At 65.3% G+C, this 21,210-nt stretch carries 16 protein-coding genes and 2 pseudogenes; 14 read left to right on the top strand and 4 right to left on the bottom strand.

What is annotated here, in order from left to right:
* Window positions 1–194 precede the first annotated feature (194 nt).
* The 5 genes from ACLP25_RS19825 (at window position 195) to ACLP25_RS19805 (ending at window position 9,092) form a co-directional block, all read left to right on the top strand.
* Complete coding sequence (locus ACLP25_RS19825; protein WP_442470877.1) at window positions 195–1,112, top strand: encapsulin; 918 nt, start codon at window positions 195–197, stop codon at window positions 1,110–1,112.
* A 120-nt stretch (window positions 1,113–1,232) separates the two neighbouring features.
* Window positions 1,233–1,640 (top strand): hypothetical protein, encoded by a 408-nt coding sequence (locus ACLP25_RS19820; RefSeq protein ID WP_442470876.1) that lies wholly within the window; start codon window positions 1,233–1,235, stop codon window positions 1,638–1,640.
* 70 nt (window positions 1,641–1,710) lie between these two features.
* A complete protein-coding gene (locus ACLP25_RS19815) occupies window positions 1,711–4,665 on the top strand; it encodes an FAD-dependent oxidoreductase (RefSeq protein ID WP_442470875.1) in 2,955 nt (984 codons plus the stop codon).
* Between the two features lie 48 nt (window positions 4,666–4,713).
* Window positions 4,714–8,049 carry an AAA family ATPase gene (locus tag ACLP25_RS19810; RefSeq protein WP_442470874.1) on the top strand — a complete coding sequence of 1,112 codons (3,336 nt, stop codon included), beginning with the start codon at window positions 4,714–4,716 and terminating at the stop codon, window positions 8,047–8,049.
* 104 nt (window positions 8,050–8,153) lie between these two features.
* Complete coding sequence (locus tag ACLP25_RS19805; RefSeq protein ID WP_442470873.1) at window positions 8,154–9,092, top strand: acetoacetate decarboxylase family protein; 939 nt, start codon at window positions 8,154–8,156, stop codon at window positions 9,090–9,092.
* 45 nt (window positions 9,093–9,137) lie between these two features.
* On the opposite strand, the pseudogene ACLP25_RS19800 reads toward ACLP25_RS19805, so the two are convergent.
* Together ACLP25_RS19800 and ACLP25_RS19795 are read right to left on the bottom strand one after the other, a co-directional pair.
* Window positions 9,138–9,263 (bottom strand): annotated as a pseudogene (locus ACLP25_RS19800) (transposase domain-containing protein); the annotation flags it as partial.
* A 205-nt stretch (window positions 9,264–9,468) separates the two neighbouring features.
* Window positions 9,469–10,896, bottom strand: a complete 1,428-nt coding sequence (locus tag ACLP25_RS19795; protein WP_442470872.1) for an aldehyde dehydrogenase family protein — start codon at window positions 10,894–10,896, stop codon at window positions 9,469–9,471.
* 152 nt (window positions 10,897–11,048) lie between these two features.
* Between ACLP25_RS19795 and hemN the strand changes: the two genes are divergently transcribed.
* Entirely contained in the window at window positions 11,049–12,446 is a 1,398-nt protein-coding gene (gene hemN / locus ACLP25_RS19790) for an oxygen-independent coproporphyrinogen III oxidase (RefSeq protein ID WP_442470871.1), read from the top strand.
* A gap of 70 nt (window positions 12,447–12,516) precedes the next feature.
* Window positions 12,517–12,822, top strand: a pseudogene (locus ACLP25_RS19785) (cytochrome P450); the annotation flags it as partial.
* 202 nt (window positions 12,823–13,024) lie between these two features.
* Here ACLP25_RS19785 and ACLP25_RS19780 read toward each other — a convergent pair.
* Window positions 13,025–13,954: a LysR family transcriptional regulator gene (locus ACLP25_RS19780; RefSeq protein WP_442470870.1), complete on the bottom strand. Its 930-nt coding sequence runs from the start codon at window positions 13,952–13,954 to the stop codon at window positions 13,025–13,027.
* A 128-nt stretch (window positions 13,955–14,082) separates the two neighbouring features.
* Between ACLP25_RS19780 and ACLP25_RS19775 the strand changes: the two genes are divergently transcribed.
* From ACLP25_RS19775 to ACLP25_RS19765, 3 genes are all read left to right on the top strand, one after another.
* The gene (locus tag ACLP25_RS19775; RefSeq protein ID WP_442470869.1) at window positions 14,083–14,829 is read left to right on the top strand and encodes an SDR family NAD(P)-dependent oxidoreductase; all 747 of its coding nucleotides are present in this window, start codon (window positions 14,083–14,085) and stop codon (window positions 14,827–14,829) included.
* An 86-nt stretch (window positions 14,830–14,915) separates the two neighbouring features.
* Window positions 14,916–16,313, top strand: a complete 1,398-nt coding sequence (locus ACLP25_RS19770) for a mercuric reductase (RefSeq protein WP_442470868.1) — start codon at window positions 14,916–14,918, stop codon at window positions 16,311–16,313.
* Between the two features lie 80 nt (window positions 16,314–16,393).
* Window positions 16,394–16,873 carry a Crp/Fnr family transcriptional regulator gene (locus ACLP25_RS19765; RefSeq protein WP_442470867.1) on the top strand — a complete coding sequence of 160 codons (480 nt, stop codon included), beginning with the start codon at window positions 16,394–16,396 and terminating at the stop codon, window positions 16,871–16,873.
* A gap of 137 nt (window positions 16,874–17,010) precedes the next feature.
* Here ACLP25_RS19765 and ACLP25_RS19760 read toward each other — a convergent pair whose 3' ends face one another.
* Window positions 17,011–18,216, bottom strand: coding sequence for an MFS transporter (locus ACLP25_RS19760; RefSeq protein WP_442470866.1), 1,206 nt, complete (start codon window positions 18,214–18,216; stop codon window positions 17,011–17,013).
* A 249-nt stretch (window positions 18,217–18,465) separates the two neighbouring features.
* Here ACLP25_RS19760 and ACLP25_RS19755 point away from each other — a divergent pair, with 249 nt between their 5' ends.
* From ACLP25_RS19755 to ACLP25_RS19740, 4 genes are all read left to right on the top strand, one after another.
* The gene (locus ACLP25_RS19755; protein ID WP_442470865.1) at window positions 18,466–19,491 is read left to right on the top strand and encodes an ArsR/SmtB family transcription factor; all 1,026 of its coding nucleotides are present in this window, start codon (window positions 18,466–18,468) and stop codon (window positions 19,489–19,491) included.
* The gene (gene metF, locus ACLP25_RS19750; RefSeq protein ID WP_442470864.1) at window positions 19,491–20,396 is read left to right on the top strand and encodes a methylenetetrahydrofolate reductase [NAD(P)H]; all 906 of its coding nucleotides are present in this window, start codon (window positions 19,491–19,493) and stop codon (window positions 20,394–20,396) included. Before ACLP25_RS19755 ends, metF begins: the two co-directional genes overlap by 1 nt.
* Window positions 20,397–20,518: 122 nt before the next feature.
* Window positions 20,519–20,773: a type II toxin-antitoxin system Phd/YefM family antitoxin gene (locus ACLP25_RS19745; protein ID WP_442470863.1), complete on the top strand. Its 255-nt coding sequence runs from the start codon at window positions 20,519–20,521 to the stop codon at window positions 20,771–20,773.
* Window positions 20,774–21,181, top strand: a complete 408-nt coding sequence (locus ACLP25_RS19740) for a type II toxin-antitoxin system VapC family toxin (RefSeq protein ID WP_442470862.1) — start codon at window positions 20,774–20,776, stop codon at window positions 21,179–21,181.
* The last annotated feature ends 29 nt before the right edge of the window (window positions 21,182–21,210 follow it).

Below are 21,210 nucleotides of genomic sequence, written 5' to 3'. Positions count from 1 at the left end.
ATGAAGGCGTTGCGGGTCGAGTACGACGCCTATCTCGTCGAAGTGCGGGGAAGACGTTCAAGCGCGCGGCCCTTCGAAAGTGTCGGGGAGGTTTGAGAATGGGAAGCTGAAACAGGAAATCAGATGGTTACGCCGCAAAAATAAGACGGCTCGCCGTAAAATAAGGCGAGGGGAACGCAACCGAGGGCGACACGATGGCAAACGACCCGCAAGTTCCATGGACCGACGAGCAATGGAGCCGCGTCAATCAGGCGATCCAGGAAGAAGCGCACCGCGCCCGCGTCGCGGCGACTTTCCTGCCGCTCTATGGGCCGCTTCCGCCGGACGCCGATTATGTGCGACAGCAGGAGATCAGCTACCCCGCAGCCCAAGCCATTGTCGGACGCAGCCAACTGAACATTAATGATCGGGACACCATCAGGCTCGCCACGCTGCAGGTGATGGCGCCCGTGCGCAATGCGCAGATGGCCGACCCTGAGTTGTCGAGCGTTCTTGCCCTGTTCCGGCGCGCGGCCAACGTGGTCGCCCGCCTCGAGGACGCAGTCATCTTCAGGGGATTGGCGGCGGGCCCGATAAATCTTGGAGGATCCACGCCGCCAGCCGGGATCGGCGGCCTTCCGGCCATCTGGCAGATCACTGGCGCGTTGCCGGCGCGCGGTCTTTGGACGCTGGGTGCGCGATGGTGGGTCCCGGTTCCGGCGGCGCCGGCCAACCAAAGGGGCCACGCGATCGTGGCCGCGGTGTCCCAAGCGATTGGTCTCCTTGAGCGGAATGGACACTTCGGCCCGTTCGCCGTGACGCTCGGACAGGGCCTGTTTCTTGTGGCGCAGACCCCTGACGTGGGTTCGCTTGTCATGCCGCAGGACCGGATCATGCCGTTCCTCGGCGGCGGTCCGCTGCTGCGCACCTCAACGCTCGACGCGCTCGGAGGAAACAGCGGCGTGGTCGTGGCGCTCGGCGGAGCGCCCGTCGAACTCGTCGTCGCGACGGACATGCACCTTCAGTTTGTCCAGGTGACCACGGACCCGGTCTTCGTCTTCCGTGTGTCCGAGAAGATTGCGCTCCGAATTCGGGAGCCCGAGGCCATCGTCCAACTCTTCATGCAGCTTTGACCGTCGGGGGTCCATCCCGCGCCGCCCGAGACAGGATCGCCGACGACAGCCGCCAACCGCACAGAAACCGCCGACTGTGACCGCCGTCACCGCGCCAGTGGCAAAACGGGAGTTCACCAAATGTCAGATCTCACCATCGTCATTCGCGACTCCGATTTGGGCGCCGCGAGCGCTGAGTTCGGCCTGACGAAGGACGACTTGAAGCTGGTCGACAACAAGGAAGCGAGGGTCGAGATATACGTCGACGGCGTGGCCGTGAAGCCAGAGGTCGCAGAGCAGGATATCAGGCTGACCTTGAAGAATGTCTCGAACGACGAGCTGCTGACCGTTGTCGTGACGACGCTCCAAGGAAAACTCATCCGGGTGCTGAACTATGATCCCAATGCCAATCAGGACGGAGTCGTGGACAAGCCGACCCCTCAAAAGTCCGGTTCTGCCGAACCGGGGTTTCACGGGATCATCAGCAAGTCGACGCACGATATCGTTAAGGCGATCAATAAGCTGAAGCCGTCAGAGAGCGCCCAATAAGGCAGGATTTCGCTCGAAGCCCAAAGAGCCAAGCCATGGCGCGTGATCAACCCCAGCGGCACTGTGACCCATGCCGACGAAAGTGATCGTTCTGGGCGGCGGCGTCGCCGGAATGAGCGCGGCGCACGAGCTGATCGAGCGCGGCTTCGAAGTCGTCGTGCTCGAGCGCGGCGTCATCGCCGGCGGCAAGGCGCGCAGCGTCCCGGTGTCGGACGAGGGTGAACACACGAGCGGACATCAGCTCGCTCCCGGCCGCGCTGGTTCGGTCGGGCATGAGCTCCCGGGCGAGCACGGGTTCCGCTTCTTCCCCGGGTTCTACAAGCACGTTATCGACACCATGCAACGGACGCCGACCTTCGACGGACGCAAGGTTTCCGATCACCTGACGCCGACCACCCGCGTAGGGTTCACCCAATACGGGAAGCCTGCGTTCACTGTCCCGGCGCAGTTTCCGCTTGCGCCCCGCGACGCCGGGACGGTGCTGCGCGACATTCTGCTGGCCTTCTCGCCGATCACCGATCTCACGCCCGACGACCTCGCGCTATTCGGCGCCCGGGTCTGGCAGATCCTCACCTCGTGCAAGCAGCGCCGGATCGCGGAATACGAGAAGACGAGCTGGTGGGAGTTCGTGGCCGCGCAGCAGCGGTCGCTGTCGTATCAGAAGTTCCTGGCCGCGGGCATCACGCGCTCTCTCGTCGCAGCCAAGGCGCGCAAGGCAAGCACACGCACCATCGGCGACGTGTTCGTGCAACTTATGCTCACGCTCCTGAATCCGGGCGCGGGATCGACCGATCGCGTCCTCGACGGACCGACGAACCTCGTTTGGATCGATCCCTGGCTCGCCTATCTCGAATCGCGCGGCGTGCGTTACGTTAGAGACGTGCAGATCGAGGAGATCCTGTGCGAGAAGGGGAGGGTCGCAGGCGTCGTCGTGCGCCAGGATGGAAAGCGCGCGGTCCTCGACGGCGACTGCTATGTGGCGGCGCTCCCGATCGAGCGCATCGCCCCCATGCTGAACCCCCGTCTCGTGGCGGCCGACCCGTCGCTTGCCAGTCTGCGCGCGCTCGCCGCCAATGTGGAGTGGATGAACGGGGTCCAGTTCTACCTTCATCGCGACGTCCCGATCACGCATGGGCACGTCATTCACATCGACACCGAATGGGCGCTCACGAGCATCTCGCAGGCGCAGTTCTGGCCCCAGGCGCCGCGCGAGCTGTTCGGCGACGTGCGCGGCGTGCTTTCGGTCGACGTTTCCGACTGGACGGCTGTGGGATCGAATGGACGTCCTGCGATGCAATGCTCACGCGAGGAGGTCGTGAGTGAGACCTGGACTCAGCTCAGGCGCTCGATCAATGTCGGCGAAGAACAGCTGCGCGACGAGGATCTGCACTCCTGGTTCCTCGACGCGGACATCGACCAGGACCCTGCCCGTCCGGGGTTCCTGTCAAATAAGGAGCCGTTGCTGGTCAACCTCGTCGACACGTGGGCCCTACGGCCCGAGGCGACCACTGCGATTCCCAACCTGTTTCTGGCTTCCGATTACGTGCGCACGCACACGGATCTCGCGACGATGGAGGGCGCCAACGAAGCCGCGCGGCGCGCGGTGAACGGATTGCTCGATTCCGTGAACTTCGTCGGAAGCCGCTGTGAGATTTGGCCGCTTGACGAGCCGGAAATCCTCAAACCATGGCGGCTCTACGACGCGGCTCGCTTCCAGGCCGGCCTCCCCTGGGACGATTCGCTTGTCCAGGTGGCCGCCCAGGCGATCCGCGGCGCTTCTCCGGCGCTCGAGCGGGCACGGCCTATTCTCGAGCAAATCGCCCCGTTCGGCGAAGCCTTCGCCCGCGTGCTCGACCGCGTCGGCGGCGCGTCAGGCGACGTCGAGGATGCGCCTGCCGTCGACTTCGCCTCAAACCCGCGCGCACGCGGCGCGCCCACCCCTCAGGCCACTTCATCTGGCGCCGTCGACGGCGCGCCGGACGTCGACGCCATCCCGGGGCCAGCCGGATTTTTCGAGCGCCTGAAATGGTACCGGGACATGATCGAAGACACGCTCGCGGCGGGCGTTCCGAGCCGGGAGCCGCAGCGCCATCTTTATGGGCTGGTCACGGATTTTCTCGGACGTTCGGGCAAGGGGCTCAGGCCCGCCCTATGCATCGCGACCGCGCGAGCGTTGGGCGGCCGCGCCGAGGACGCGCTGCCGGCCGCAGCCGGCCTCGAAATGCTGCACAATGCGTTTCTCGTGCACGACGACATCGAAGACGGGAGCGACTTTCGACGCAGCGTCGCGACGATGCATCGTCGCGTAGGCGTCCCCATTGCCGTCAATGCCGGAGATTCGATGAATGCGCTCGCCATGCGCCTCTTTCGCCAGACCGCGGAAAGGATCGAACCGACTGCGACGCTGCGCCTCCTTGACGAGGTCGACCACCTCGTCGTAGAGACCCTGGAAGGTCAGGCGATCGAGTTGGGTTGGGTGCGCGACAACGATCAGAGCGTTACGCCGGACGACTACTTTCGGCTCGTTCTCAAGAAGACTGCTTGGTACAGCTTCATTCACCCGTTGCGAATCGGCGCGCTCATCGCCGACGGCGACGATCGCAAGCTCGACCGTTTCAATCGCTTCGGCTACCTTCTCGGGCTGGCGTTCCAGATCACCGACGACGTCCTGAATCTCAATGGGGCCGTCTCGCGCTACGGCAAGGAGATCGACGGAGATCTTTGGGAGGGCAAACGCACGCTCCTGCTGACCCATGCGCTGCGTCACGCCCGCGACCGGGATCGCCAATGGATGATCGGCTTGCTTGCGAGGCCCCGAGAGCGGCGCCTGCCGCGCGAGGTCATGCGACTGCACGACATCATTGCTGGCGGCGGCAGCATCGAGTGGGCGCGGCAAGCGGCGAGCGCGTTCGCGGAAGCTGCGGCGCGCGAGTTCGATACGTCGGCGTTCGCCGGAACGCCCGCGAGTCCTGACCTCGAGTGGCTTCGCGCTTGCGTCGATTTCCTCGTGCGACGGGACATGTAGCGGCAAGGATCGGCGGCGTGCGGCCTGGTCATACTGCGGAGAGCTGGGATGTCGGGGATCAGAGAATGGCTTCGTTCCCACAGCCTATCGGAGTACGCGGATCGCTTCGCCGAGAGCCGGATCGATCTATCTGTCCTGCCGGATCTTACGGACGAGGATCTCAAGGAGCTCGGCGTCCTGCTGGGAGATCGGCGGCGCATTCTGCGTCTCATCGCCGATCTGATCCCCGCGGGTCCACTCGCGGGGATGCCCGCATCACCGCAACGCGAGGAGGCCGAGCGTCGCCAGGTCACAGTGCTGTTCGCCGACCTGGTCGGTTCGACAGCGCTTTCGACCGGCATGGACCCGGAGGACCTGCGGGACGTCTTTTCGGCATATTCGAGATGCGTCGAGGAAACGATGGGCCGTTTTGGCGGAACCGTCGCTCAATATCTGGGGGACGGGGCCGTGGTGTATTTCGGCTATCCACAGGCCCATGAGGATGACGCCGAGCAAGCTGTTCGGGCCGGGCTTGAGCTCACGGCCGCAGTCGCAGGACTCGGGACCCGCGTTCCCCAACAGCTCAGGGTCGGCATCGCCACCGGCGTGGTCGTGGTGGGCAACCTGATCCATTCGGGAGCCGTCGGCGATACTCCGAACCTCGCTGCTCGCCTGCAGAGCATCGCCAAGCCGAACATGGTCGTGATCAGCGACGGCACGCGAAGACTTCTCGGCGACCTGTTCGAGTTCGAGGACCTCGGTTTGTGCGACCTGAAGGGCATCGCCGCGCCCGTACGGGTCTGGAGCGTGGTCCGAACTCGGTCCTCAACGGGGCGCTTCGACGCGCTGCACCCAAGCGGGATGATCGCCCTCGTCGGACGCGAGGAAGAGTACGACCTTCTGCGCCGCCGCTGGTCAAAGGCGAAGGAGGGTGAAGGTCAAGCGATTCTGCTTTCCGGCGAGGCCGGAATCGGAAAATCGCGCTTGACCGCCGCCCTCATGGACCTTCTGGCGACCGAGGCCTACACTCACCTGCGCTATTTCTGCTCTCCGCAGCATACCAATAGCGCGCTCTACCCGGTTATCGCCCACCTGGAACGCGCCGCCGGCTTGACCCGCGACGACGCTCTGCAAGCGAAGCTCGACAAAGTCGACGCCCTCCTTCGGCAGACGTCGACGTCAGCCCAGGACTCGGCGCTCATTGCCGAAATGTTGTCGTTGCCGAACGATGGACGCTATCCAGCGCTCGAACTCGCGCCGAGGCAACGCCGGCAACTGACGATGGACGCGCTCGTGAGGCAGATGGAAGCCCTGTCCAGCCCTTCTCCGGTCCTGATGGTGTTCGAGGACGCGCATTGGGCGGACCCCACGAGCCTGGATTTATTCGGGCGGTTGATAAGCGACATCGCGGCTCATCGCGTGCTGCTCGTCATCACCTTCCGGCCGGAATTCGAGTCGCCCTGGATCGAGCAGTCGCACGTGACCGCTCTCGCCCTCAATCGGCTGGGGCCCCGCGAGGTCGACGTCATGATCGATCTTCTGGTCGGCAACAATTCTCTTCCCGCGGGCATCCGCCAGGATATCATCGAGCGCACGGACGGGATTCCGCTGTTCGTCGAAGAAATGACGAAGGCGATGATCGAGACGGCTTCCGAGGATGAGGCTTTGCGGGCCGCGGCGCTGATTCCCTCTCCGGCAATGGCTGTCCCAGCAAGCTTGCACGCGTCGTTAATGGCGCGGCTCGATCGACTCGGCGCCGCCAAAGAGCTCGCGCAGATCGGGGCGGCTATTGGCCGCGAATTCTCGCATGAGCTCGTCGCTGCGGTCGCGTGCAGACCCGAAGCGATCCTTGAAATGCAGCTCGACAAACTTATGCGGGCGGGGCTGCTGTTCAGGCAGGGCGTACCGCCGGACGCGACCTACCTGTTCAAGCACGCCCTGGTGCAGGACGCGGCCTATGGGCTGCTGTTGCGCGAGCCACGCCGCCAGCTTCATGCCCGCATCGCCGAAACCCTCGAGCGCAAGTTCGGCGAGATCGCCGAGAAAAAACCCGAGGTGCTGGCGCGCCACTGGGCGCAGGCCGGCGATATCGCAAAGGCTGCGGCGCTGTGGGGCAAGTCGGGCCAGCGATCCGCACAGCTCTCGGCTGTGGTCGAAGCGGCGGAACAGCTCAAACGCGCGCTCGATCTGATCGCGATGCTGCCGTCAACGCCAGCGCTGCGCCGCGACGAGATCAAGTTTCAGGTGGACCTCATAACCCCGCTCCTCCATGTCCGCGGCTATGCGGCTCCGGAGACTCGAGCGGCGGTCGAGCGGGCGCGCGTGCTCATCGAACGGTCCCAGGCGCTCGGCGAGCCCCCCGAAGATCCGTTGCTGCTGTTCTCCGTCCTTTACGGCATTTGGGTCATGAACCTCGTCGCGTTCAACGGCGACGTCATGCTTGAGCTTGCCGTGCAATTTCTGGCGCTGGCGGAAATGCAGAGCGCGATGGCCGCGCTCATGATCGGGCGCCGCCTGATGGGGCTATCCCTCCTCCATACGGGGTCTGTCGGCGAAGGGCGAACGCATCTCGACCGCGCGTTCGCGCTTTACCGTCCGGAAGAGCATCGACCTCTAGCGACGCAGTTCGGCCAGGACGTCGGCGCGTCAACCCTCGCCTGGAGGTCGATTGCGTCATGGCTGCTCGGCTATCCGGAGACCGCGCTTGCCGACGCGGAGCGGGCGCTCAAGATCGCGCGCGAGACGCGCCACGGTCCAACACTCATTTACGTGCTGAATTTCAGCATCTGGACACACATCCACTGCGGGAATTACGAGACGGCGAACGCGCTTGTCGCCGAATACGTCCCCTTGAAGGATCAAATCAATTCATCGTTCTGGGGCGCGTGGGGCATTATGCAGCGAGGTTGCCTGCTAGCCGTGGCCGGCGACGATCTCGAGGCGGTTCGAACCATCACCTGTGGCGTCGAGGCGATGCGATCGACCGAGACGACGATGTGGGCTCCCCTGTTCCTGTCCCATCTCGCGAGAGCCAATGCGAGAATCGGTCATTTCGACGAGGCGTGGACCCGCTTTGCCGAGGCGACGACCGCACAGGACACGACGAACGAGAGGTGGCATGAGGCCGAAACGAACCGAATCGGCGGAGAGATCGCGCTCCTTTCGCCCGCGGGGGAGGCGAAAGCGGAAGCTTTCTTTGCCCGCGCGCTCGAGGTTGCTCGCGGGCAGAATGCGAAGTCCTGGGAGCTCCGGGCGGCGACGAACATTGCGCGGCTCAGGCGTGCTCAGGGCCAGGCGCGAGAGGCCCACGACCTTCTCGCGCCGGTCTATGGCTGGTTCACCGAAGGCTTCAATACTGTCGATCTGAAGCAGGCCAAGCAATTGCTTGACGAACTCGCGCCATGAGCGCGTACGATTTGGGCGAGAGCGGATGGACGCGGTCGGCTCAAGTCCAGCGTCGCGGATCGCTTTCGTGTCCTCGATTGATAAAGACATGCGAGGCCTAGCCTATGAATGAAAGGGCATTGCCGAAGGCGACGAAAGTGGGCGCCGCCTTGCGGGGACGAGATGAATTCGGGTCGACGGCGCATGCGCCGCCAATCATGCAGGGCGACGTCGCGTACCACGCGTCCGGGCTTGTGGCGCGCGCTCTCGCAATCCTCGACGACGACAAAAGGAAGCGCGACGACACGCCCCCCCTTCGGAAGCCCTACGGCGCCGCCGCGTTTGCGACGCCGTCGATCAAACTGCAGCTCCAGAGACGGACTCTGAGCGATGGAACCGAGTGCTGGTTGCCCATCCGGTACTTCGACGTTCAGTGCCTCGTCGCCACCTTTCTGACCGGACCGGATGAAGCGTCCAACCTCCTGAGCGGAACCTGCCTGCGAGCGGTCTTTCAGGAGGACGGAAAGGCGGTCGTGGACCTCTACTGCATCGAGTATCGCGTGACAGATATCGGTCCCTACAATGAAGTCGGACTGACCATACTGGCGGAGGCGCCGGGCGATCCGATCCCGGCGAACTACGTGGTGAACCTTCCCGTCACCACGGGCGTGGCCGAACGCGCTGGCCGGGAGATCTGGGGCTACAACAAGTTTGTAGCGGCGATCGATGTCGAGTCAAAGGGCAAGAGGTTCTCGACGATCCTTCGCGACCGCGACAACGAACTCATCGCCGTGCTTGACGGACAGCGCGACGCATCCGTCCTCGCGCCGCCGGCCGACATCCTGACGTTCACGCTCCATCGCGGCAGGCTGATGAAAACAGCGATCAGAGTGCTGACGCCGTCCCAGATCGGCGGCGGCGATGACTTTACGCTCAAGGTCGGAACGTCGAAACATCCCATGACGGGTAACTTGCGGACCTTGGCGCTCGACGGAGCGCGTCCGGCGCTCATTCGCTACGCCGACCCGTTCCAGGCGCTGTTGTTCCCAGGCGAGGCGCTCTGAGCGGACCCGGAGTCCTTCAGAGCACGTGTTCATCGTTCGGGCCGCGGCCTCTTGGCGGGCCTTCCAGGCCCAGGGCAACATCTCGCCGATACGATGAGCGGGGTGGTCGGGCGGCTTGGCGAGGACGTCGGCGAGCCAGGCGCGCGGATCGACGTCATTGGGCTTGGCGGTTTATACCGAGAGCCGAACTATGCCGAATGGTTGGTGGCGTAGCCGGCGCTCAGGTGGATTTTCAAGGCGTCGAGCGGACCTTGCCCCAATTCCGTTCGCCATAGTCTTGCGGCCTACAGCGCGTCGAGGAACGCGAGCAGATGGTCGCTGGGATGTCCGCCCCCCTGACGACATTGGCCGCTGAGCGCCGAGCGTTCGATTTCAGTCATCGGCCATAGCCGACGACGGCCTTCCATTCGAGATAGTCGTCGATGCCGAAGTCGGCGTATTCGCGCCCGTTGCCCGATTGCTTGAACCCCCCGAACGGGGCGCGAATGTCCCAGGCCGGATAGTTGAGGTTGACCGTGCCGGCGCGCAGCCGCGCGGCGACCGCGCGCGCGTGCTCGAGATTGGCCGACGACACGTAGGCTGCGAGGCCATAGACGGTGTCGTTGGCGACACGAACCGCCTCGTCCTCGTCGTGGTAGCCGAGGAGCGACAGGACAGGGCCAAAAATTTCCTCGCGCGCGATGGTCATGTCCGGCGTCACGCCACCGAACACCGTGGGACGGACGTAATAGCCCCGGTTGAGGCCGGGCGGGCGGCCGGGCCCGCCGGCGGCGAGTTTGGCGCCCTCCCGGACGCCGGCCTCGATCAGACGCTGGATCTTGCCGAACTGGGCCTCATTGACCACCGGCCCGAGATCGACGCCGGGCTCGCGCGGATCGCCCACCTTGAGCCCCTCGGCGACCGCGGCCGCGAGCGCGAGCGCCTCGTCGTGGCGTTCGGCCGGAACCAGCATCCGGGTCGGGGCGTCGCACGATTGGCCGCTGTTGGAGAAGCAGGATCTGGCACCCTCGCTGACCGCCGCCGCGAAATCCGCGTCGCGCAAGATGATGTTCGGCGATTTGCCGCCGAGCTCCTGCGCGACCCGCTTCACGGTGTCCGCGGCCGCCTTGGCGACCAGCACGCCGGCGCGGGTCGAGCCGGTGAACGACACCATGTCGACGCCGGGATGGCTCGCCATGACCTGACCGACGCCCGGTCCCGTCCCGTTGACGAGGTTGAAGACGCCGGCCGGCGCTTGGGCGGCCTCGACGATCTCGGCGAAGATCAGGCCGCTTACGGGCGCGATCTCGCTCGGCTTAAGGAGCACGGTGCATCCGGCAGCGAGCGCGGGCGCGACCTTGCAGACGATCTGGTTGAGGGGCCAGTTCCACGGCGTGATCAGGGCGGCGACGCCGACCGGCTCCCTGACGATCAGGCTCGAGCCGCGGATGCGGCTGAATTCGTAGCTTTCCAGAGCCTCGATCGTCGCCTCAAGATTCACGCGCCCAGCCCAGACCTGCGCGTTGCGCGCGAAGGGGAGGGGCGCCCCCATCTCGCGCGACACCGCCTCGGCGAGGTCCTCGGCCCGGGTGTTGTAGTGACGAAGGATGCTCCGCAGCAGCGCGAGGCGCTCCTCGCGGGACGTCCTCGAAGCGCCTTCGAACGCCGCGCGGGCCGCCGCGACGGCGCGGTCGACGTCCGCCGCCGAGCCGGCCGAAATCCGGGTGAAGGGCTGCTCGGTCGAGGGATCGACGACGTCCAGGGTCGCCGGGCGGGCCGGTTCGACCCACCGGCCGCCGATATAGAACTGCTCGTGATGGCTCATCGCGCGATGTCTTCCTTTCCCGGACGCCGCCGGCGACTATCCCGCGGGCGCCCGCGGCGCGCAACCGGCCGCGCGGCAACGCGCCGCACCGTCCGGTCGCAATCGCGCCCCACTTGCTGATAAATGGTCGCCGGAACAACAAGGTTCAGCGCATGACCGCAATCCTTAACGCGCCGGCGACGGCGTCCTCCGACGTCGAACGGCTCATCGCCCGCTACGACGGCCGCTTGCCGCGTTACACGAGCTACCCGACCGCGCCGAATTTCACCCCGGCGGTCGGCGCGAGCGTTTACGCGGGCTGGCTGTCGCAATTGTCGGCCGACGCGCCGCTGTCGCTCTACCTGCACGTGCCGTTCTGCGACCGGCTCTGTCTCTATTGCGGCTGCAACACCTCGGTCGTCCGGCTGGAAGCCTCGCACCGAAACTATACGGCGCTGCTGCTCAGCGAAATCGACCATGTCGCGGAGGTGATCGGCCGGCGGCCGGCTGTTTCGCACGTCCATTGGGGCGGCGGCACGCCGACCTCGCTGCCCGGCGACTGCCTGATCGCGGTCATGGACCGGCTCAAGCAACGCTTCGCCTTCGCGCGCGACGCAGAGGTCGCGATCGAGATCGACCCGACCTCGCTGCCCGACGATAGACGTGAGGCGCTCGGGCCGATGGGCGTGACCCGCATCAGCCTTGGCGTGCAGGACCTCGAACCTTCCGTGCAGCGCGCCATCGGCCGCATGCAGTCCTACGAGGAGACAGCGACTTGCGCCTTGGCCGCGCGGGCGCTCGGCGTCGGCTCGCTCAATCTCGACCTCATCTACGGCCTGCCGCTGCAGACGGAGGAGGGCGTCGCGCGCACGGCGCGGCGTGCCCTCGACCTCGAAGCGGACCGGGTCGCCGTGTTCGGCTACGCCCACGTCCCGTGGATGAAGCGGCATCAGGCGCTGATCCCGGAAGAGCAGTTGCCGGGCCCCACCGAACGCTACGCGCAACTGAACGCGATCCACCGCGTCCTCACCGAGGAAGGCGGCTATGTCCCGGTCGGTCTCGACCATTACGCGCTGCCGAGCGACGCCATGGCGAAAGCGGCGGCGGCGCGCCGGCTCAAACGCTCCTTCCAGGGCTACACCACCGACGCCGCGCCGGCGCTGATCGGGTTCGGCGCAAGCTCCATCGGATCGCTGCCGCAGGGCTATGTCCAGAACGCGCCGACCGCGGCCGCCTACGCCAAGGAGATCGAGGCGGGGCGGCTGGCGACCGTCCGGGGCGTGGCGCTGACCGCTGACGACCGGCTGCGGCGGGACGTGATCGAGCGGGTGATGTGCGATCTCGAGGTCGACGTCGAAGCGGTCGCCGCCGAACACGTCGCCGACCCGGCGCCTCTGGCGCAGGCGGCGCAAGGCCTGCAGAAATTCATCGAGGACGGGCTGGCGTCGTGGGACGGACGGCGGATCGCCGTCAGCGAACGCGGACGGCCCTTCGTCCGTTCGGTCGCCGCCCTGTTCGACGCCCATCTCGCTGAAGCCGGCGACAAGCCGCGCCACTCACGCGCGGTGTGACGGCGTCCCCCGCCTTGGCGATCAATTGGAGGGTCGGCGTCTCGCCGCATGAAGGAGCGCGAGACGCGCCCTGCGCACGAAGCCCGAGTTGATCAAATCCATGGTTCCAGAAATCATCTGCTACCAGACCCCGATCGCCTATATGCGCCGCACCGCGCTCGAGGATGCGGAGATCGCCGACCAGACCATCCGCAAGGGCGACAAAATCGCCCTGTGGTACATTTCCGGCAATCGCGACGAAGAGGCGATCGAGGAACCTGATCGCTTTATCATCGACCGTCCCCGTCCTCGCCAGCATCTCTCGTTCAGTTTCGGCATTCACCGCTGCGTCGGCAAGAGCCTCGCGGAGACGGGTTCCAAGTTACCGTTCCGGGATTAGCGTAGAAGATACGCAAATCGCCAAAATGAGCTTTGTGACGACGTGATCTGCGCGGCAAGGAAGCCCGCGAACTTCAGCTCTGCGCGGACTCTCCCCATTGAAGCGGCGCGACGAATGCGACCGATGCGACGGATTGCGGTCGAAAGCGGAACGCGACAATTGCGCCAGTAGGGCCCTCCGCGGCGATGCGAGGGGTGCATCACGATCGCGCGAATCCGGCCGGTGGATCGAGAGAGGAAATCCGGGATTGTGTCATCGCTTGCTCGAGGTAGTCAGCGAAAACGCGCGCTTTCTGCGACGCTCGCCGGCCGGCGGGAAAAACGACGAAGGCGGAGATCGGATCGAGCGCGTAGTCGGCCATCAATTCCGTGAGCGCGCCGGAGGCAAGCTCCTCCGCGCACATCCATGTCGACGCGATGGCGACGCCGAGCCCGGCGGCCGCGCAGGCGACGACGCCGGCTGCGGAGGTCGCGCGGACGCGCGCCTCGACGGCGGCGACTTCGATCCGCCCATTCCGGCGCGCGGACCAGGTCTGTTCGCCAAGCGAGACAGGACCAACGATCAGGTCATGCCGCGAAAGGTCAGCGAGGGTCTTCGGCGGGTCCCGTCGCGCAAGGTAAGACGGGGCGGCAACGAAAAGACGTCGGGCGCTTTCGAGCTTGCGCGTTACAAAGCTTGAGTCCGGCTGGTCACCGATCCTCAGCGCAAGGTCGGCGCCTTCGGCGATGAGATTTTCGTAGCGGTCCGACATCAACAAATCGACCTTCAAGAGCGGGCGCCGATCGAGGAAGGCCAGGAGAAGGGGAGCGATCCGCCGCGCTCCATAGGTCGGCGGGAGAGCGACGCGCAGCACGCCGGAGAGCTGGTCGGCGCCGCGCGCGGCATTCTCGGCGTCCTCGACGGCGGCGAGCGCCTCGCGCGCTCGCGGAAGCAGGGCCAGGCCCGCGTCCGTCGCGGAAATTAGCCGCGTCGTCCTTGTGATGAGTTTGACGGCCAATCGACTTTCGAGCGCCGCGACAGCTCGCGAAGCGGAAGGCTGCGTGAGCCCAAATTCGTGGGCCGCACTTGAGAAGCTCCCGGTTTCGACGGTGCGAACGAAAAGAGCCAGTTGCTGCAGCCGGTCGTTCATACGCTCACCGCATTTATTTTATACCGATCGTGACGCTAGTCCTCGCTTTGCACAGACCTAACTCATTGGCCAGCCGTCAACGGCCCCGCGAACGGCAGGCCCGACGGATGTGAGCAAGGAGCGCGATCATGGGCGAGCTGACGGGAAAAGTGGCCATTGTCACAGGAGCCTCTAAGGGGATTGGCGCGGCCATCGCACGCGCCTTCGCCGCAGCAGGGGCTGCGGTTGCGGTCAATTACGCCTCGAACAGAAGCGACGCCGATCGGGTCGTCGGCGATATCGTCAAAGCGGGGGGCAAAGCGGTCGCCATCCAGGCCGATGTCGCCAAGCGCGCCGACGTGAAGCGTCTGTTCGATGAGACCAAGGAGAGACTGGGTAGACCCAGCGTGCTTGTGAACAACGCCGGCGTTTATAGCTTCGCGCCCCTCGAAGCGGTGACCGAAGAGGATTTTCATCGCCAGTTCAACACCAATGTTCTGGGCGCAATCCTCGCCACCCAGGAGGCCGTCAACGCTTTCGACGGCTCGGGCGGCAGCGTCATAAACCTCAGCACCATCGCGAGCACAAACCCATCGCCAAATACGCTCGTCTACTCGGCGTCCAAGAGCGCGATCGACACGATCACGCGCGAGCTCTCTGTCGAGTTGGCCGATAGGGGAATCCGGGTCAACGCCATCGCGCCGGGCATGACCGAGACCGAAGGTTTCGCAAGCGCTGGCCTCAGCGCCGAATCGGCGCAGGCGTTGGGCTTCAAGCTTCCCATGGGGCGGCTCGGCCGGCCTGACGATATTGCGCGGGTTGCGCTGTTCCTCGCCTCCGACCAGTCCGCCTGGGTGACCGGCGAGCGCATTTCGGCCTCCGGGGGACAGCGGTAGGCAAACGCGCCGGCGGCAGGCGCTGACCGGCGCTTGGCGGTTTGCAACTCGATCGGAAGTTCCACTCCTCAGTCTGGGAGAGAAGCATGCCTCAGTCCGAACATTTCGACGTCGTCATTCTCGGCAGCGGTCAGGGCGGGAAATTGCTCGCGTGGAAGCTCGCCAGGTCCGGCAAGAGGGTCGCCGTCGTCGAGCGCCGGTGGGTCGGCGGCTCGTGCCCCGCGGTCGCCTGCATGCCGTCCAAGAATGAATTATGGAGCGCGCGTGTCGCGCACATGGTCCGCCATGCTGCGGAGTTTGGCACGCTCACAGGCGAGATCAGGACGGACATGCGCAAAGTCCTGCGTCGCAAGCAGGACATGGTCGATCGCGAGATCGCGATTCATCTGCAAGCGTACAAGGAGAGCGGCGCCAAACTCATCATGGGCGCCGGACGCTTCGTCGGCCCGAAGGTCATTGAAGTCGCGCTGAACGATGGCGGCGCGCGTACGCTCGATGGCGCTGAAATCGTCCTCAACCTCGGCTCGCACGCCGCCATTCCCGCCATTCCCGGTCTCGGAGCGGCCCGCCCGCTCACCCACATCGAGGCGCTCGAGCTTGATACCCTGCCGTCGCATCTGATCGTGCTGGGCGGAGGCTACGTCGGCGTCGAAACGGCCCAGACATTTCGACGTTTCGGCAGCGGCGTCACGATCATCGAACCCGGCCGCCAGCTCATGGGGCGCGAGGACCCGGATGTCGCTCAAGAGATCGAGACAGTTCTGCGCAATGAAGGCGTGGAGGTCATGCTGAACGTCCAACCGGAAGGCGTCAGTGGCGTCTCCGGCGCCACGGTGGCTGTGAACGCACGGACGGCCGACGGAAAGCGGAAGATCGAAGGCAGCCACCTGCTCGTGGCGGTCGGTCGGATTCCCAATACGGCCGGCATCGATCTGGACAAGGCCGGCGTGGAACTCGACGCGCGCGGTTTCATCCGCGTCAACGAGCGCCTGCAGACGTCTGCTCCGGGCGTATGGGCGATAGGGGAATGCGCCGGAAGCCCGCAGTTCACCCATGTCTCGGTCGACGACTTCAGGATCGTCGCGGACAATATGGCGGGCGGCGCGCGAGCGACCAGCGATCGGCTGGTTCCCTATGTCATGTTCACCGACCCGCCGTTGGCGCGCGTCGGCCTCTCCGAAGCCGAGGCTCAGCGCCAGGGCGTCCCGGTGCGGGTGGGGCGGCTGCCGATGAGCCAGGTCCTGCGCACAGAGGCGACCGGCGAGAAGACAGGCTTCATGAAGGTCGTGGTCAGCGCGGGCGACGATCGCATCCTGGGCTTCGCCATGATCGGCGCCGAGGCCGGCGAGGTTGTGGCCGTCGTCCAGACCGCGATGATGGCGGGGCTTCCGCACACGAAGTTGCGCGACGCCGTCATCTCGCACCTCACCATGGCCGAAGGCCTCGGCTTTCTCTTCGCAATCGTTCCGGAGCGCTCGGCTTGACGGCGTGAATCGAATGTCGGCGCGCCATGGGGCCAGGCGGGGCGCCCAGGGAGACTTAGCGAACCCATGACCGCGGGCATATGCAAACGAATCCATACGAGACTGTCATCGCGGGGCGTCGCGATCTGGCCTTTGCAGGACTCAGCGAGGCTGACATCACGCGCGTCGAACGGTTTGGCGAACGTCGGCAATACCGCCGCAGTGAGCGGCTGTTCGGGGCGGGAGAGCGGACGCCCGGCATGTTTGTGATGTTGAAAGGCGCGCTCACGGTGAGTGCACGAGACGGTATCGGGCTCATGACGCAAGGCGTGCGCCACGCACCGGGACAATTCACCGGCGAGGTCGCTCAGCTCTCCACTGGCGCTGCGGTGGTCGACGCAGAAGCGGAAGAGGATGTCGAAGCGCTGCTGATTCCGCCCGAATGGCTCCATGCGCTGATCGTCGCCGAAGCCGAACTGGGCGAACGCCCGCTCAAACTGCTGAAGGGCTGGCCTCCGCCACCCGCGATTCAAGCGTGCGCAGCGCGTACGCAGTTGATGACGTGCGATCCGGATCTGTAAAGCGCGTTGTCGGCGCGATCGGCGATCGCGCCGCGGCGGTGGTGCTCATCCACGCAAATCTGTCTCAGCTGAGGTGACCGCATCGTGGCTCTCTTTCTCGGCTTCTCCAATCCGCCTATGGGACCGGCGGGCGCATTTTATTCCAGGCCGCGGATGAAGGCGCTCACCGCGCCCACGAAAAGCGTCACAATTGCACCGAAGGCGAACAGTGTCGTGTAACAGAAGTTGTGGATGAGCATCCCGCCTAAGCCGGGCGCCAACAGTTGCGCTGCGGCTCCTGCGACGGCAAGCAAACCGATATCGCGCCCAGCAGAGTCGCGCGCAGGCAGCACGTGGGACATGATTGCCAGGTCAACCGAGGCGAATACCCCGTAGGCGGCGCCGCTGAGAACGGAAAAGATCAACATCCCGGTCCAGGTCGAACTCACGATAGGCACGATAAACGCAGCGGCTGTCATGCCGGCGTAGACCTGCAAAAAGAGCTTACGCCGATTGGTCAGCTGCATGAACCATCCGGCAAGCGCAAGCGCGGCCATCGAAGCCATTGTCCGAATCGTATTAACGAGGCCGGCCGCAATCTGCGGGCTGTGGTCCGGCAGGCTCTGGACGCCCACATAGTCCTGCAGCGCATAGAGGAGATAGCCAAGGACCGTGAATTGCCCCAAGAACAAAAGAGCTCGCGCTGTGAAGGCGAGCGCAAAATCTCGAGATGAGAAACTCTCTGCGAACCGAATGGCCGCATTCAATAGCGACCCTTTAGCCTGCGAGGGCGAAGTCGTTGCACTCGGGGCATAAGGGCCTTCTCGCGCGAAGACGACGAACACAGCGGTCGCGAGAACGAGGAATACCGCGAGCGCCGCATAGCCCCCATTCAGCGAGGCGAACGCGCACATATTAATCCCTATCAGTGCGCCGACTGGACCTGCATATCCAAAAAGCCATGAAGCCATAGCCCTGCGGGACGCCGGCACACGGTCGGGTATCACGGCCAGTAGCGCGGCCTGGAAGAAATTCAGCGCAAACCAGAGAATTGCGCTGACTGTGACGATGACGACCAAGCTCGTCTGCCGCGCCATAATCACGAGCAGCGCCGCGGACGCCACCGCCATCCCGGCGAGCCAGGGCGTTCGACGGCCAAAGCGGCTCCTCGTTGCGTCTGATAGCGCGCCACCACTTCCCAGCCCAACGACAGAGGCAATCGAACAAATTGTTACGATAAGTGCGAGACGCCCGACCTTTCCCGTTGGGTCGACCTGCTCTACCTGCAAGGGAAGGACGATCTGCTGAACGCCGTTAAACGTGCCGTAGAGCGCAAACGCCGGCAGTAAGAGCAGCGCAAGCAATCTCGCTATGCTCGGTTTCGCCTCCGCGTTGGATGCCAGCCGGCCCATATAGAAAACCTTTCCGCAACACACCCACTGAAAGTCCCAGAAAAGGCAGCGTCGACAATCTCAATTTAGCAAGCCGTTGCGCATGTTTCGGCGGGGTCGATCAGGAAGGTCAGTAGGGGGGTCCGGACCTCTCTCACCGGGGCCGACGCTTGAACCCGTCGCCTCTTGCATTGCTGTCGAATTAGACATATAGATATGTTTATGTCTAAAGACCGATACGCGCCCGTTGTCTCGGCGACGCCTTTCCCCACCCTGCTCGCGGGCCTCGAAGCGGCCGGCGAGGAGACGCGGCTGCGCATCCTCTGCCTGCTCGACGAGGCGGAGCTGACCGTCAGTGAATTCGTCGCCATCCTCGGCCAGTCGCAGCCGCGCGTGTCGCGCCATCTGAAGCTCCTGACCGAGGCTGGCCTCGCGGCCCGCCAGCGCGAGGGGGCGTGGGCGTTCTTCCGCCTCGCCGATCCTCCGGGCGGAGAACTCGCCCGCGATCTCGTCCGCCGTCTCGATCCCGACGACCCCGTGCTCGCAGCCGACCGCGCCCGGCTCGAGGTCGCCCGCGAGGCGCGGCGCAAACAGGCGGCGGCCTATTTCGCCGAGCAGGCGACCGACTGGGACCGCATCCGCGCCCTGCACGCCTCCGAGGTGCGAGTCGAGGCGGCGCTTCTGGCGCTGATTGGCGACAAGCCGTTCCGCAGCCTGCTCGATCTCGGCACCGGCACCGGACGCATGCTGGAGCTCCTGGCGCCCCGCGCTGTGCGGGCCGTCGGGGTCGACCAGAGCGCGGCCATGCTGGCGCTCGCCCGCAGCCGCATCGATCAGGCTGGACTTCGCAACGTGCAGCTCCGCCAGGGCGACGTCTATGCGCCTCCGGTCGAGCGCGACGGCTACGACCTCATCGTCATCCATCAGGTGCTGCACTTCCTCGACGACCCCGCCCGGGCGCTGAAAGAGGCGGCGCGCGCGCTCGCCCCTTCGGGCAGGCTGGTCGTGGTCGATTTCGACGCCCACCACGAGGAATTCCTGCGGACCGATTTCGCCCATCGGCGGCTGGGCTTCCCGCTCGCCGAGATCGAGGGCTTTCTGGCCGACGCCGGCCTCGTCGCCGCGCGCTCGACGCGCGTCGCGCCCGCTCCGGGCGAATCGGGCAAGCTGACGGTCGCACTGTGGCTCGCCGAGGACCCGAGAATCCTCTCGGATGGATTTCAGAAAGCCGATACGGAGTTCGCCTGATGACCAAGCCTGTCCTTCCGAGCCGGTCAGGGGCGCGCGTTCGCGTCTCGTTCGAGTTTTTTCCGCCGAAGACGCCGGAGATGGAGGCGAACCTGTGGGAGGCGGCGCAGCGGCTCGAGCCGCTCGACCCAGCTTTCGTCTCGGTCACCTACGGCGCTGGCGGCACGACGCGCGAGCGCACTCATGCGACGGTCGCCCGTCTTGTCCACGAGACGACGATGAAGCCCGCCGCGCACTTGACCTGCGTCGGCGCCTCGCGAGACGAGATCCGCGACGTCCTGCGCGCCTATCACAGCGCCGGCGTGCGACATATCGTGGCGCTGCGCGGCGATCCGCCGACCGGCCTCGACACGCCTTACGAGCCTCATCCCGACGGCTATCGCAAGACCGCCGAACTCGTCTCCGACGCCAAGAGCATCGGCGGCTTCGAGGTTTCGGTCGGGACCTATCCCGAGCGGCATCCGCAGAGCCCGACGCTCTTGCGCGACATCGAGGTGTTGAAGGAAAAGGTCGACGCCGGCGCGGACCGGGCGATCACCCAGTTCTTCTTCGACAACAACTGCTTTTTCCGCTTCCGCGACCTCGCCGAGACGGCCGGGATCACGGTCCCGATCGTGCCGGGAATCATTCCGGTGCAGAATTTCAGGCAGACAGCGAATTTCGCCCGGCGGGCGGGGGCGACCGTCCCGAACTGGCTCGCCGACCGGTTCGAGGGGCTCGAGGACGACCCGGCGACGCGCCGCCTCGTCGCCGCCGCGGTCTGCGCCGAGCAGGTGATCGACCTGATCGACCACGGGGTCGAGGAGCTGCATTTCTACACGATGAACCGCGCCGACCTCGTCTTCGCCATCTGCCACCTGATCGGGCTCAGGCCCAGGCCGAAAGTCGAGGCCGCGGCGGCGTGAGGAATTGCTCTGCGACGGGGCGGTCGACGCCCCTTATACCAACCCCAGTGGCTGTCTGACGACCCCGGTTGACGAGGTCGCGCTCAGTTCCTATCTAGCCAGTCTAGACAGGAACTGCGGCCATGGATTGGGCTCTTCAAGACGCCAAGAATCGATTTAGCGAGGTGGTTCAACGCGCCGGTCGCGAAGGACCCCAGACCGTGACCGTGCGCGGCGTGCGCGCCGTCGTCGTGATGTCGGCAGCCGACTATGACGCGCTCGTGCGCCGTCGGCCGTCGCTGGTCGACGATCTCCTGGCCGGTCCGGCCTGGGACGACGAACTGACCGCCGCCGTCGACGACCGCGCCAAATTACCCAGCCGAGAAACCGAGCTCTGAGTGTACCTCGTCGATACCAATGTCGTCTCGGAGGCGCGCCGCGGGACGCGGCAAGCGGTATCCTGGCTGCGCTCGCTCCAGCCTGGGACGATCTATCTGAGCGCGCTCACGCTCGGGGAGATCATGCGCGGCGTCGCGCTGAAAAGGAAATCCGACCCGCAGGCTGCCGCTCACCTGGAAGCCTGGTTGCGCCGTCTGCGAAACGACCACACGGACCGCATCCTGCCGGTCACCGATGTGATAGCCCTCGAATGGGGCCGCATCGCCGCTTTGAGGCCTCGCGGCGACATCGACGGCTTGATCGCCGCCACAGCAATCGTGCACGGCCTGATTGTTTCGACCCGCAACGTCGCAGACTTCCAGGATATCGGCGTTTCGGTGATCAATCCATGGAACGTCTCAAATTGAACTGCGGGGACCTCGCTTTCGCAATCTGC

The sequence above is a fragment of the Roseiarcus sp. genome (assembly GCF_052145395.1).
Classification (GTDB): Bacteria; Pseudomonadota; Alphaproteobacteria; order Rhizobiales; family Beijerinckiaceae; genus Roseiarcus.
Note: the sequence above shows the minus strand (reverse complement) of the source record. Positions and strands in the feature narration are given on the sequence as shown.